This window comes from Burkholderia sp. Ax-1720, assembly GCF_011753035.1.
Taxonomy (GTDB): Bacteria; Pseudomonadota; Gammaproteobacteria; order Burkholderiales; family Burkholderiaceae; genus Burkholderia; species Burkholderia gladioli.
In genome coordinates, this window is sequence record NZ_VWWK01000032.1 from 1 (window position 1) to 13,221 (window position 13,221).

Consider the following 13,221-nt stretch of genomic DNA (forward strand, 5'->3'; position numbering starts at 1 on the left):
AACCAGGACGCGGTGGCGGTGAAGCCGGTGCCGGCTTCGTCGGGCGTGACGGCGGCGCCGCTCGCGGCATCGGCGCCGGCCGCCGGCCACGACGCGGCGCAGGCCGACCTGCTCAAGCGCGGCGAATACCTGGCGCGCGCCGGCGACTGCATCGCCTGCCACAGCACGCCGAACGGCAAGCCCTTCGCGGGCGGCCTGAAGTTCGACACGCCGATCGGCGCGATCTACTCGACCAACATCACGCCCGACGCGAAGACCGGCATCGGCGGCTGGCGCTTCGAGGACTTCGATCGCGCGGTGCGCGCCGGCGTGCGCAAGAACGGCGACACGCTCTATCCGGCGATGCCGTATCCGTCCTACGCGCGCCTGAGCGAGGAAGACGTGCGCGCGATGTACGCCTACTTCAGCCAGGGCGTGGCGCCGGTCGAGCAGGCCAATCGCGCGGTGGACATCGTCTGGCCGCTGTCGATGCGCTGGCCGCTCGCGATCTGGCGCAAGCTGTACGCGCCGGCGCCCAAGCCGTTCGAGGCCGCCTCGTACGCCGATCCGGTGCTGGCGCGCGGCGCCTACCTGGTGCAGGGGCTCGGCCATTGCGGGGCCTGCCACACGCCGCGCGCGCCGACCATGCAGGAGCGCGCGCTCGGCGACGCCGACGGCAGCGATTTCCTGGCCGGCGGCGCGGCGATCGACGGCTGGGTGCCCACCAGCCTGCGCGGCGAGCCGCGCACCGGCCTGGGCACCTGGTCCGAGCAGGAGATCGTGCGTTTCCTGAAGACCGGGCGCAACCTGCACACGGCCGCGTTCGGCGGGATGAGCGACGTGGTCGACCACAGCATGCAGTACCTCAGCGACGCCGACCTGAGCGCCATCGCGCGCTACCTGAAGTCGCTGCCGCCGCGCGCGAGCGGCGAGACCGTCTACGCCTACGACGACGCGGCCGCCCAGGCGCTGCGCGCCGGCGACGCGAAGCGGCCGGGCGCGTCCGTCTACGTCGACAACTGCATGGCCTGCCACCGCAGCGACGGCCGCGGCTACACGCGCGTGTTCCCGGCGCTGGGCGGCAACCCGGTGGTGCAGGGCGCCGATCCCACCTCGCTGATCCACGTGGTGCTGGAAGGCGCGGCGCTGAACGGCACGCACGAGGCGCCGTCGAGCTTCACCATGCCGCCGTTCGGCTGGCGCCTGTCCGACCAGGAGGTCGCCGACGTCGCGAACTTCGTGCGCACCAGTTGGGGCAATACCGGCTCGACGGTGACGGCCGCGCAGGTGGCCAAGCTGCGCCGCGCGTATCCGGGCAAGCGCCCCGATGCGCCGCCGGGCGCGGACTTCGCGCGGCCTTCGGCGAGCCTGACGAACTAGGCTCCCGGGTCCATGAAAAAAACCGCGCGGGATGGCTGTCCCGCGCGGTTTTTTCTTTCCGGAGGTGGGCGAGGCGGCTATTGCACCTCGTCGTAGACGTGCTCGAACGCGCGCCGGTAGATCTCCAGCGCGCTGGCCTCGTCGATCTCGCAGGGATTGTTGACCAGCAGCCGCTCCTGCTTCATCGCGTCGGCCGCCAGCCCCGCCAGGTCGCCGACGTCGATGCCGACCGCCTGCAGGTTGGCCGGCAGCCCCGAGTCGCGCGCCAGCCGCACCAGGTAGGCGATGAAGGCCTCGGCCTGCTCCTCGACCGGGCCGACCGGCTCCAGCCCCACCAACTGCCCGAGCTCGGCATATTGCTGCGCGGCGGCCTGCGCGTTGAAGCGCAGCACATGCGGCAGCACCAGCGCATTCGACAGCCCGTGCGGCACATGGAACACGCCGCCGATCGGGTAGGCCAGCGCATGCACGCCGCCCACCGGCGCGTTCGCGAAGGCCTGGCCGGCCAGCATCGCGCCGAGCAGCATGGCCGAGCGCGCGGCGAGGTCCTGGCCGTCGCGGCAGGCCGGCAGCAGGTTGGCGGTGAGCAATTGCAATGCCTTGCAGGCGAGGTGGTCCGACAGCGGATTCTTCAGACGCTTGCTGGTATAGGCCTCGATCGCGTGCACCATCGCGTCGATGCCGGTGGCGGCGGTCGCGGCCGGCGGCAGGCCGACCGTCAGCTCCGGGTCCAGCAAGGCCGAATCGGCATAGAGCCGCGGCGAGACCACGCCGCTCTTGGTGGTCTTGCCGGTGGTCACGATCGAGATCGGCGTGACCTCGGAGCCGGTGCCGGCCGTGGTCGGGACCTGCACCAGCGGCAGGCGGCCGTGCTCGACGCGGTTCACGCCGTACATCTGCGCCAGCGGCTGCTCGCTCGCGCACAGCGCGGCCACCAGCTTGGCGACGTCCATCGAGGAGCCGCCGCCCAGCCCGATCACCAGCTCGGCGCCGAATTCGCGCGCGCGCCGGGCCGCGTCGCGCACCACCTCCTCGGGCGGGTCGGCCACCACCTCGTCGATCACCAGCACTTCCCAGCCGGCCCGCGCGAGGCTGGCCAGCGCCGGCGCGAGCGTGCCGCCGCGATGCAGGAAGGCGTCGGTGAGCACGCAGGCGCGGCGGCCGGCATGGCGCTCGCGCAGCAGCTCGCCGAGCCGGCGCGCCAGCCCCGCCTCGAGCACGATGTGGGGGACGGTCTGAAACGAAAACGATTGCATGGGGGCGTCTCCGGCTGTTTTCGTGGGGCGCGATGGGCGGCGCCGCTCGCTCGCGTGTGCCGGTCATGATACCGGCGCGCGCGGTTTTCGTTACGGCCGGCCGCGGGCGCCGGCCCGCCGATCGATCCGCCGCTGCGCGATCGATTTAAATGCAGTGAAAATTACCGATCAATCAATTCGCCATTAAATCGACGGAAATTTTTACTAAATACGGCGGCATTCGACCGATTAATCGAATTCGATCGACGCCGTTTCGCGCTGTTTCATTTACCTGGATGGTCATTGCGTTTATAGTCGCCGTCGGCCGACTCGACAGGCTTCGGGGGCGAGTCGGGCCGAGTGCCGCGATACCAGGAAAACCACCATGACCGCTACTCAGTCGACGCAGTCGAAGTCGAAATCGCATTCGAACCATCCGCGCCCGCCCAAGAAGCAGGGCTGGGTCGCGATCGATCCCTCGGTGGTGCCGCCCGCCTCGCAGAAGGCGCTGCGCGACGCGATCGCGCTCGAGAAGGCGCCCGTCACCGATTATGCCGACCTGTTGTGGATCATGGCGCAGGAATCGAGCGGGGTGGTGAACTCGCATAATCCGAATTCCACGGCGCGCGGCCTGTTCCAGTTGTTGCGCGCCCAGTACGCGCTGAATCCGAATGGCGAGAAATCCTTCGGTAATGCCGTCGAGGAAGCGCAGGGCGGGCTTCGATATATTTACGGCCGCTATCACAGCGCGCAGCATGCCCGTAAATTCTGGGAAAAACATCACTGGTATTGAACGCAATGAAAGGTCTTCGTTTCGCTGTCGCATCGATCGTTTTCGGTATCGCGGCGAACCTGGCGCTGGCCGCCAGCCCGGCGCCCGCGCCGGTGCCGCAATTCGACAACTTCCCGGCGCCGGCCTGGCACGGCAAGGTGGCCGCCACCACGATCCAGTCCGAGCAGGACCACAGGTTCGCCGCGCGGCTGCGCGAACTGTCGGGCAAAAAACCGAACTTCGCCGGCCATTACGCGCTGAGCAGTTGGGGCTGCGGCGCGTCCTGCACCATGACGGTGGCGGTCGACGCGAGGACGGGCGAGACCGTCTGGCTGCCGTTTACGGTCTGCTGCTGGGACGTCGACATCGACCAGCCGATCGAATTCCGGCGCAACAGCAAGCTGGTGATCGTGCATGGCAGCCGTAACGAAACCGGCAACGGAACCTACTATTATCTGTTCGATCAGAATCGCTTCACCTTGCTGCGCGGCGACGAACAACGGGTCAAGCCCGGTAGCTGAACGCCGCGCGGCGCGCTGGCGCCGGCCTCGAATTCCCGGGTTGTTTTTCCGGCATTCGTTCATACTTACCGCCGACGTTCAGCAATACACCGAAGGCGGACCGCATGACGAAACCTGAATTCACCGACACGGCGAGCGCGAGACCGGACCTGTTGTGCTACCTGGTCGCGATCGCCGCCGCCTCCTATGCGCTCACGCAGGAATGGCGCGTCGACCACGTGGTCAGTTGCTGCCGCGGCTGGCTCGACAAGCAGCGCGTCACGATGGACTGGCTCGATCGCGTGCGCATCGGCCAACTGGCGCTGAAGATCGCCAGCCGCGACCTGCTCGGCGCCGGCATCGCGGTGCGGCTGTCGAGCGTGCCGGCGCTGTTCACCAGCGAGATGGAACTCAACGAGGCGTCCACCATGGTGCAGCGGATGATGGTGCTCTGCCAGGAAGCGCTGTAAGGGGCGCGGAACGCGCCTGACCGCTTCGCGTCGGCATCCCGGGCCGACCGCCGTTTCCCTCCTTCGCTGCTTCCCCCGATCTCCCGCCTTGTTCGCGGCGCGCCTCGCGCGGCGCCGGAAGCGTTCGGCCGCGCGCGGCGCGCTTCGCATCCCGCGCCGGGCGCGGCCGGCAGGATTCACGCAGCCGGCATATAGTGAGCGGCGCGCCGCCGTCGATCGCCAGCCACGCGCCACCCGGCTTGCGATTCGCTTGCGCGCTCCCCCCCACATCAGACTCTCTTGCAAGGAACCCGGCGATGTCAGATAGCGCGCTCACCTGCGGCATCGATCACCTCGGCCTGACCGTTCGCGACCTGGCCCAGACCCGCGACTTCTTCGTGCAGTGCCTGGGCTGGAAGCTGGTCGGCGAGCGGCCCGACTATCCGGCCGCCTTCGTCTCGGACGGCCACCTGGTGCTCACGCTCTGGCAGCTCAAGGAAAGCGAGGCGCCGGTCGAGTTCGACCGCAAGCGCAATGTCGGCCTGCATCACCTGGCCTTGCGCGTGGCCAGCGAGGCGGCGCTCGACGAGGTCCACCAGCGCGCCTCGGCATGGCCCGGCGTGCGCGTCGAGTTCGCGCCGGAGCCGCTCGGCAAGGGCCCCAAGCGCCACACGATGATCTACGAACCGGGCGGCATCCGCCTCGAGTTCGACCACGACACCAGCAAGCCGGCCTGAACCCGGCTGGATGAAGCCCGGGCGGCGGGCTGCCGGCCCGCTCAGGCGAGCGCCGGGTCGGTCCCGGCGCCGGCGCGCTCGCGGATCAACTGCTCGAAGGCCTCGGCCGTCAGCGGCTGGCCGAGCAGGAAACCCTGCATCTCGTCGCACATCAGCGCGTTGAGCTTGTCGAGCTGGGTGGCGGTCTCGACGCCCTCGGCCACCACGTCCATGCCCAGCGAATGCGCCAGCGCGATGATGGCCGACACGATCGCCGCGCCTTCCTTGCCGTGCCGGTCCAGCCCGCTGGTGAAGAAGCGGTCGATCTTGAGCTGCTTGACGCGAAAGCGCTGCAGGTAGGCCAGGCTCGAATAGCCGGTGCCGAAATCGTCGATCGCGATCTCGAAGCCGGCTTGCTGGAAATCGCGGATCGCCACGATGGTGCGCTCGGCATCCTGCATCGCCATGGTTTCGGTGATCTCGAAGATGATCTGCCGCGGCGCCACCTGCTGCGCCTCGACGATCTCCAGCATCGCGTCCGCCAGCCCCGGCTGCGCGAGCTGGCGCGTCGACAGGTTGACGGCCACCTTCATGTTCGGCAGGCCCGCCTCGCGCCAGGCGCGGATCTGCCGGCAGGTCTCGCGCACCACCCAATAACCGATCGGCACGATCTGCCCCGAGCGCTCGGCGATCGGGATGAAGTCGAGCGGGGCCAGCGCGCCGAGCTTGGGATGCTGCAGGCGGATCAGCGCCTCGGCGCCGGTCAGCGCCTGGGTGTCGCCGCGGAACTTCGGCTGGAAGTGCAGGCTGAAATAGCCGTTGGCGAGCGCCTCGTGCAGCGCCTGCTGGATCTGCAGGGTGCGCAGCGCGGCATCGTTCATGCCGACCTCGAAGAAGCGGTAGGTGCCGCGGCCGCCGCGCTTGGCCTCGTACATCGCCGCGTCGGCGTGCTTGAGCAGGGTGTCGACGGTCTCGCCGTCGCGCGGGTAGAGCGCGATGCCGATGCTCGGCGTGACGGGCAGCGGCGTGTCGGCGCTCCAGGCGCCGTCGCGGGTGCGCTCCAGCACCTTTTCCGCCACCAGCCGCGCATCCTGCGGCGCGCCGAGCGGCTCCACCAGCACCACGAATTCGTCGCCGCCCAGGCGCGCCACCGTGTCGGCGGCCCGCACGCAGCCGCGCAGGCGCTGCGCGAAGCTCACCAGCACCTGGTCGCCGACCGAATGGCCGAGCGAATCGTTGATCGCCTTGAAGCCGTCGAGATCCATGAACAGCACCGCGAAGCCGGTCTGCCGGCGCCGCGCGCGGTCGATCGCCTCGACCATGCGCGCATTGAGCGTGCCGCGGTTGGGCAGGCCGGTCAGCGTGTCGAGCGTGGCGAGCCGCACGATCTCGCCGTTCAGGCTCGACACCGCGCGCGCCAGCCGGCTGTTGCGCATGTCGATGCGCGACAGCAGCAGGGTGACGATCAGGATCGCGAGGGTGAACAGCGTGACGGTGGTGGCCAGCCAGGCCGAGTCGACGCCTTTCGCCGCGCCGCAGACGCTGCCGGGCAGGAAGTCGGCGGCGGCCATGCCGGCGTAGTGCATGCCGCTGATCGCCATGGCCATCACGAAGGCGGCCGCGATGCGCGCGCGCACCACCGAGCGGCGCTGCTCGTCGCGCAGGCGGCGCGCGATCGACAGCGCGGCGATCGAGGCGGCGATCGCGATCGCCAGCGAGGCGGCCAGCCAGCCGGGCTGGTAGTCGATGCCGGGCGCCATCTTCATGGCCGCCATGCCGGTGTAGTGCATGCCGGCGATGCCGCAGCCCATCAGCGTGCCGCTGATGGCCAGGTGGGTGCGGGTGGCCAGCGCGCGCGTGGTGAAGAACAGCGCGAAGCAGGACACCACGATCGCCAGCGCCAGCGAATAGCCGGTGTCGAGCACGTCGTAGCCGAGCGGGATTGGCAGCGAGAAGGCCAGCATCGCGATGAAGTGCATCGACCAGATGCCGGTGCCCATCGCCACCGCGCCGCCGGCCAGCCAGGCATGACGCTGCCGCGAACGGCCGAGCAGGGCGATGCGGCTCGTCAGGTCGAGCGCGGTGTACGAGGCCAGCGTCGCCACCACGAACGAGACCACCACCAGGAGGAAATTGTACGAGCCGTGCATGTCGAGAAAACGGAAGCAGGGGCGTGCGCGAGCATCGGCGGCACGCGGCCGCCCCATCCGGCGCGCGAGCGGCGACTCGAGGCAAACGGGGCGGGAACGTCGCCCGCAGCGCGCGGCCGCGGGCCCAGCATCATAGCCCCAGCGCGGGGCAAATCGGCGGCAATCGTGACGGCCGCACATATTCCCGGAGATTGGAAAGCTGTTCCGAAGGCTTGTCGCCAATCCGGAAGTGATTTCGAATTCTTTCCGTGCGTATTTCGAACCACGCTAGAATGGCGCCCGCCAAGCTCGGAAGCGGGTGCAAATCCCGCGCGGTCGCGCCACTGTGACCGGATCGCCGTCCCCCGACGGCCAGGCCGGAAGTCAGACCTGAGCTTCGTCTGGTCCTTGCCGTTTTGTTCCAACGGGGCGCGAAACCCCAGGAGACTCCGTGTGATTCATGCCGTCCGATTCCGCGACGCGTGCCGTGCTGGCGCGCGCCGTGTCGATTTTTCCCTCGATTTTTTCATTGCCGCCTTGATTGGCTCGATGGGCGCCGCCGCATCGCCCGACTCGACTTCGCCGCCGGATTGTCTGGCCTGAGCCGCCGCGCGTTCTCGCGCGCTCGCTCGCCACGACTTCCGCGATCCGAGCCGCCGCCGATGCGGCACGCCGGATCATGCGCCGCGCCCGCGGTGCACCTGCCACACGCCAATCCAGGCAAGGACATGAAACGCCATCACCATTCCGTCTTTCCGCGCGTGCCGCGCACGGCCCCTCGTCGCGCCTGCGCGAGCGTGGTCGCCATCGCCTCTCTGCTCGGCGTGCCGCGCCTGGCGCTGGCCGACGACGCGCCGCCTTCGAAATCGACGTCCGACGCGGCGCCCGCCGGTGCTACCGGCGCGGCTGGCTCCACCGGCTCCGCTGGCTCCGCGAAAGCCGCCGGCAGCGGCGGCGCGGCCCAGGCGCTGCCGGCCATCTCGGTGGGCGCCGGGCGCGCTGCCGCCGACGCGGGCAATCTCAGCAAGCCGGCCGGTACCGGCAGCCGGCTCGGCCTGTCGAGCCTCGACACGCCGGCCAGCGTCGAGACGCTCGACGGCGAGCGGATCCGCGAGCGCGGCGACACCAGCGTGCTCGATGCCGTCACGCGCGCGACCGGCTTCGCGGCCAACGCGGCACCCGGTAACGGCGGCACCTCGGTATCGGTGCGCGGCTTCAGCGGTCCCGAATCGATCACCACGCTGTATGACGGCACGCGCATGCTGGTGGGCGCGGGCACGGTGACCTTCCCGGTCGACACCTGGTCGGTCGAGCGCATCGAGGTGCTGCGCGGGCCAGCTTCGGTGCTGTACGGCGAGGGCGGGCTGGGCGGCGTGATCAACGTGGTGCCCAAGGCGCCGCAGCGCGAGCGCGAGACCAGCTTGCTGGTGGGCGCCGGCAGCTACGGCCAGAAGCGCGTCGCGCTCGACACCACCGGCGCGCTCGGGCCGATGCTCTCGTATCGCTTCTATGTGAACGACGACCGGCAGAACGGCTGGGTGCCGCGCGGCGAGTCGCATTTGACCTCGGTGGGCGGCGCGCTGAAGCTCGACGTGAATCCCTCGCTGTCGTTCACGCTCGACTACGATTTCGCGCGGCAGAAGCCGATGACCTATTTCGGCGTGCCGGTGATCGACGGCGTGCTCAATCCCGCCATGGCGCGGCAGAACTACAACGTCGGCGACGCCTCGATCGCCTATTACGATCGCTGGGCGCGCCTGAACACCACCTGGCGCGCCGCGCCCGGCATCACGGTGCGCAACCAGTTCTACGGCATGCTGACCGATCGCCATTGGCGCGATTCGGAAAGTTATGCGCTGCAGGGCGACGGCAGCGTGCTGCGCAGCGACTACATTGAGATCCGCCATCACGAGCGGCAGGTCGGCGACCGGCTCGACACCACTTTCGACGGCCATCTGCTGGGCCGCCAGAACCGGCTGGTGGTGGGGGCCGAATTCAACGACGTGAGCTTCGTCGATACCAGCAACACGCCCTTCGACGGGCAGTCGGTGGTGCCGGCCTTCGGCTTCGATCCCGGCTCGTTCTCCAGCCCTGACGCGACCGTGCCGGTGTACCGCACCCACACGCGCCAGGCCGGCGTGTTCGCCGAGGACCGCATCGAGCTGAGCGATCGGCTGTCGTGGATCTCGGGCCTGCGCTACGACTACATCGACTACCAGCGCGATACCTTCGCCACGCCGAGCTCGCCCGCCTCGTCGTTCAGCAAGACCTTCGCGCACACCAGTTGGCGCACCGGGCTGGTGTTCTCGCTGACGCCCGATATTTCCCTGTATGGCCAGTACACCACCGGCACCGACGGCGTGGGTTCGCTGATCACGCTGTCCAAGAGCAGCAGCGCCTTCAATCTCTCGACCGGCGATCAATGGGAAGCGGGCTTCAAGCAGGCCTTCGCGGGCGGGCGCGGCGCGTGGACGCTGGCGTTCTACCAGATCGTCAAGCGCAACCTCCTCAGCGTCGATCCGCTGAACCCCGGCCAGACCATCCAGGTCGGCAAGCAGTCCTCGCGCGGCGTCGAGTGGACCGGCGCCTTCAAGCTCGGCCACGGCATCTCGATCGACGCGAACGCGGCCTTCCTGCGCGCGCGCTACGACGACTTCAACGAATCGGTGGACGGCGTGAGCGTGTCGCGTGCCGGCAAGGTGCCGATCAACATCCCGCAGCAGACCGCCAACCTGTGGCTCGACTGGGCCTTCGCACCGGGCTGGCGCGCCGGCGCGGGGCTGCGTTATGTCGGCCGCAGCTACGGCGATACCGCCAACACGGTGTCCCTGGCTTCCTATACGCTGCTCGACGCGTCGGCCTCGTGGCGCGCCACCAAGGACCTGACCTTGTCGCTCTACCTGCACAACCTGACCAACCGCGTCTATGTCGAGACCAGCCAGAACAGCGGCAGCGAGTGGCTGCTCGGCGCGCCGCGTTCGGGCGGCGTGACGGCGACGCTGAAGTTCTGAGCCGCGCCGCGCGATGAGCCACTTCCGCATCAGCTCGCTCGACTGGTCGCCCGCCGACCGGCCGCGCGCCGCGCGCGCGCTGCTCAGCCGCGTCGCGCTGGAGGCGCGGCCCGGCGAGTTCGTCGGGCTGATCGGCCCGAACGGCAGCGGCAAGACCAGCCTGCTGCGCTGCGCGTTTCGCTATGAGCGTCCGCGGGCAGGCGCGATCGAGATCGGCGGCGAGGAAGTCTGGGCCTTGTCGCCGCGGCGTGCCGCGCAGCGCATCGCGGTGGTGCTGCAGGATCCGCCCGACGAGTTCGGGTTGACGGTCGGGCAGGTGGTGGCGATGGGGCGCACGCCGCACAAGCGCATGCTCGAGGGCGAGACCGCCGAGGATCTCGCGCGCATCGAGCGGGCGCTGAGCGACGTGGGCCTGGCCGGCACCGAGGCGCGCGCCTTCGCGACGCTGTCGGGCGGCGAGCGGCAGCGCGCGCTGCTGGCCCGCGCGCTGGTGCAGGCGCCCGAGCTGCTGATGCTCGACGAGCCCACCAACCATCTCGATCCACGCCACCAGATCGCCTTGCTGGCGCTGGTGAAACGGCTGCGCATCACCACGCTCGCGACCATCCACGATCTCAATCTCGCCGCCGCGTTCTGCGATCGGCTGTTCGTGCTCGCCGACGGCGAGATCGTCGCGAGCGGCACGCCCGACGAGGTGCTGACGACCGAGCTGCTGAGAGCCGTCTACGGCGTCGAGGCGATCGTCGACCGGCATCCCGGCGGCGCCTATCCGCGCATCACCCTGATCATCGACGAGGCCTGAGCGATCCGCATGAAGCCGTCCAACCCGAGCTCCCGTATTGCCTTCTTGCCGGCGCGCCGCGCGGCGGCGTTCGCCGTGTGCGCCGGCGCGCTGCTGCCGGCCGTGCCCTCGCTGGCCGCCGGCCACTATCCCGTCACGGTCCACAGCTGCAATCGCTCGGTGAGCTTCGAGCGCGCGCCCGCGCGTGCCGTCAGCAACGACGTGAACCTGACCGAGATGATGCTCGCGCTGGGGCTGCGCGATCGCATGGCCGGTTATACCGGCGTGGGCGGCTGGAAGACCGCCACGCCGGCCCTGCGCGCGCAACTGGCCGGCCTGCCCGAGCTGGCGCGCCAGTATCCGGCGATGGAGACGCTGGTGGCGGCCGATGCCGATCTCTACGTGGCCGGCTGGAACTACGGCATGCGCGTGGGCGGGCCTGTCACGCCCGATACGCTGGCGCGCTTCGGCATCGCCGCCTACGAGCTGACGGAATCCTGCTCGCACGTGATGCCGCGCCCGCCGGCCTCGTTCGACGATGTCTATGCGGACCTGCGCAACCTCGGCGCGATCTTCGACGTCGCGCCGCGCGCCGACGCGCTGATCGCGGCGATGCGCGCGCGGGTCGAGGCGGTGCGGCGCGCGCTCGGGCCGAAGCGGGTGCCGGTGCGCACCTTCGTCTACGACAGCGGCGGCGACAAGCCGTTTACCGCGGGCCGTTATGCGATGCCGGATGCGTTGATCCGCGCGGCGGGCGGTGTCAACGTGATGGACGATCTCGCGCAGAGCTGGGCGGCGGTCGGCTGGGAGAGCGTGGTGGCGCGCGATCCGCAGGCGATCGTGATCGTCGACTACGGCGCCGAGACGGCCGCGCAGAAGATCCGCTACCTGAGCACCAATCCCGCGCTGGCGGGGCTCGCCGCGGTGCGCGAGCGGCGCTTCATCGTGATTCCCTACGACGAGGCGACGCCGGGCGTGCGCAATGCCGAGGCGGTGGAGGCGATTGCGCGCGGGCTGCATCCCGCGGCGTTTGCTGCAGGCGAGGGCGGGAAGTGAGCGCGAGGCGGGGCGTTGGGGATGCGGCGGGCGAGTCGGGGAGGGTGGATTCGGGCTCGGTTTTGAGCGCGGGTTCGGATTGCGCTGCTGACTCTGCTTTGGGCTCGGCTTCAGGCTCGGAGGCGGTGACGGTTGCCGCCGCCCCGGTCGCCCCGACTTCCCATGCCACGCGATCGGCATCGCGGCCCGCCAACCGACGCGCACGCCGCGCGATCTGGCTCGGTGCCGTGCTGCTGCTCGCCTCGATGCTGGTCGCCACCGGTCTCGGCCCGGTGGCCATCGCGCCGGGCACGGTGGCGCGCGTGCTGTTCGCGCATCTCGGCGGGCACGCGGCGCCGCGCGTGGCGCCCGGCATCGACACCATCGTCTGGCTGATCCGCCTGCCGCGCGTGCTGCTCGGCGCGCTGGTCGGCGCCACCCTGGCGATGGTCGGCGTGGCCCTGCAGGCGGCCACCGGCAATCGCATGGTCGACCCGCACCTGCTCGGCGTCAGCTCGGGCGCCTCGCTCGGCGCGGTGGCGGCCACCGTCTGGTTCGGCGCCGCCTTCGGCTGGCTGACGCTGTCGGCATTCGCCTTCGCCGGCGCGCTCGGCGCCACCGCGCTGGTGATCCTGCTCGGCGTGCGCGCGGGGCGGCTCGATTCCTCGCGGCTGTTGCTGTCGGGCGTGGCCGTCTCGTTCGCGATGATGGCGCTGGCCAACTTGCTGATCTACCTCGGCGATCCGCGCGCGGCGCAGTCGGTGCTGTTCTGGATGCTCGGTGGGCTGGGGCTGGCGCGCTGGTCCCTGCTGCCGGTGCCGGCGCTGTGCCTGGCCGCCGGCGGCCTGCTGCTGATGGGCCGCCGCCGCGAGCTCAATGCGCTGACCAGCGGCGACGTGGCCGCCGCGGCGCTGGGCGTGGACGTCTCGGCGCGGCGCCGCGAGCTGTTCGTGGTCTGCTCGCTGCTGACGGCGGCGGCGGTGGCCGTCAGCGGCGCGATCGGCTTCGTCGGGCTGGTGGTGCCGCACGTCTGCCGGCGGCTGTTCGGCGCCGAGCATGGCGCCCTGCTGCCGATGGCGGCGCTCGGCGGCGCGCTGGCCCTGGTCTGGGCCGACGTGCTGGCGCGCATCCTGATCGCGCCCGACGACCTGCCGATCGGCGTGATCACCGCCCTGATCGGCGGGGTCATGCTGGTGGGGCTGGTGCGGCGCGGCTAGCGGAACGCCTCGAGGCC

Annotated in this window: 12 protein-coding genes and 1 riboswitch; of the genes, 10 read left to right on the forward strand and 2 right to left on the reverse strand. The window is 70.2% G+C overall.

Annotated elements, in window-relative coordinates:
* A partial coding sequence (locus F3J18_RS12710; protein ID WP_240156394.1) for a cytochrome c occupies positions 1-1,359 on the forward strand: 1,359 nt, incomplete at its 5' end.
* A gap of 77 nt (positions 1,360-1,436) precedes the next feature.
* On the opposite strand, the gene F3J18_RS12715 is transcribed toward F3J18_RS12710, so the two are convergent.
* Entirely contained in the window at positions 1,437-2,615 is a 1,179-nt protein-coding gene (locus tag F3J18_RS12715) for an iron-containing alcohol dehydrogenase (RefSeq protein ID WP_166913002.1), read from the reverse strand.
* Positions 2,616-2,979: 364 nt separating this feature from the next.
* Here F3J18_RS12715 and F3J18_RS12720 point away from each other — a divergent pair, with 364 nt between their 5' ends.
* From F3J18_RS12720 to F3J18_RS12735, 4 genes are all read left to right on the forward strand, one after another.
* Entirely contained in the window at positions 2,980-3,387 is a 408-nt protein-coding gene (locus F3J18_RS12720; RefSeq protein ID WP_013689823.1) for a hypothetical protein, read from the forward strand.
* A 5-nt stretch (positions 3,388-3,392) separates the two neighbouring features.
* Entirely contained in the window at positions 3,393-3,887 is a 495-nt protein-coding gene (locus tag F3J18_RS12725; protein ID WP_025102184.1) for a hypothetical protein, read from the forward strand.
* Positions 3,888-3,991: 104 nt separating this feature from the next.
* A complete protein-coding gene (locus F3J18_RS12730) occupies positions 3,992-4,336 on the forward strand; it encodes a hypothetical protein (RefSeq protein ID WP_013689825.1) in 345 nt (114 codons plus the stop codon).
* A 296-nt stretch (positions 4,337-4,632) separates the two neighbouring features.
* Positions 4,633-5,052 (forward strand): VOC family protein, encoded by a 420-nt coding sequence (locus F3J18_RS12735; RefSeq protein ID WP_025102183.1) that lies wholly within the window; start codon positions 4,633-4,635, stop codon positions 5,050-5,052.
* 41 nt (positions 5,053-5,093) lie between these two features.
* Here the strand turns inward: F3J18_RS12735 and F3J18_RS12740 are convergent, their stop codons facing one another.
* On the reverse strand, positions 5,094-7,181 hold the full coding sequence (locus F3J18_RS12740; RefSeq protein ID WP_025102182.1) for an EAL domain-containing protein: 2,088 nt from the start codon (positions 7,179-7,181) through the stop codon (positions 5,094-5,096).
* Positions 7,182-7,471: 290 nt separating this feature from the next.
* Positions 7,472-7,550, forward strand: a riboswitch (cobalamin riboswitch).
* Positions 7,551-7,613: 63 nt separating this feature from the next.
* Between F3J18_RS12740 and F3J18_RS12745 the strand changes: the two genes are divergently transcribed.
* From F3J18_RS12745 to F3J18_RS12765, 5 genes are all read left to right on the forward strand, one after another.
* The gene (locus tag F3J18_RS12745; protein ID WP_166913003.1) at positions 7,614-7,763 is read left to right on the forward strand and encodes a hypothetical protein; all 150 of its coding nucleotides are present in this window, start codon (positions 7,614-7,616) and stop codon (positions 7,761-7,763) included.
* Positions 7,764-7,888: 125 nt separating this feature from the next.
* Entirely contained in the window at positions 7,889-10,171 is a 2,283-nt protein-coding gene (locus F3J18_RS12750) for a TonB-dependent receptor (protein WP_166913004.1), read from the forward strand.
* Positions 10,172-10,184: 13 nt separating this feature from the next.
* Positions 10,185-10,973 carry an ABC transporter ATP-binding protein gene (locus tag F3J18_RS12755; protein ID WP_166913005.1) on the forward strand — a complete coding sequence of 263 codons (789 nt, stop codon included), beginning with the start codon at positions 10,185-10,187 and terminating at the stop codon, positions 10,971-10,973.
* A 9-nt stretch (positions 10,974-10,982) separates the two neighbouring features.
* Positions 10,983-12,008, forward strand: coding sequence for an ABC transporter substrate-binding protein (locus tag F3J18_RS12760; protein ID WP_166913006.1), 1,026 nt, complete (start codon positions 10,983-10,985; stop codon positions 12,006-12,008).
* A 212-nt stretch (positions 12,009-12,220) separates the two neighbouring features.
* Positions 12,221-13,204, forward strand: coding sequence for an iron ABC transporter permease (locus F3J18_RS12765; protein ID WP_166913027.1), 984 nt, complete (start codon positions 12,221-12,223; stop codon positions 13,202-13,204).
* The last annotated feature ends 17 nt before the right edge of the window (positions 13,205-13,221 follow it).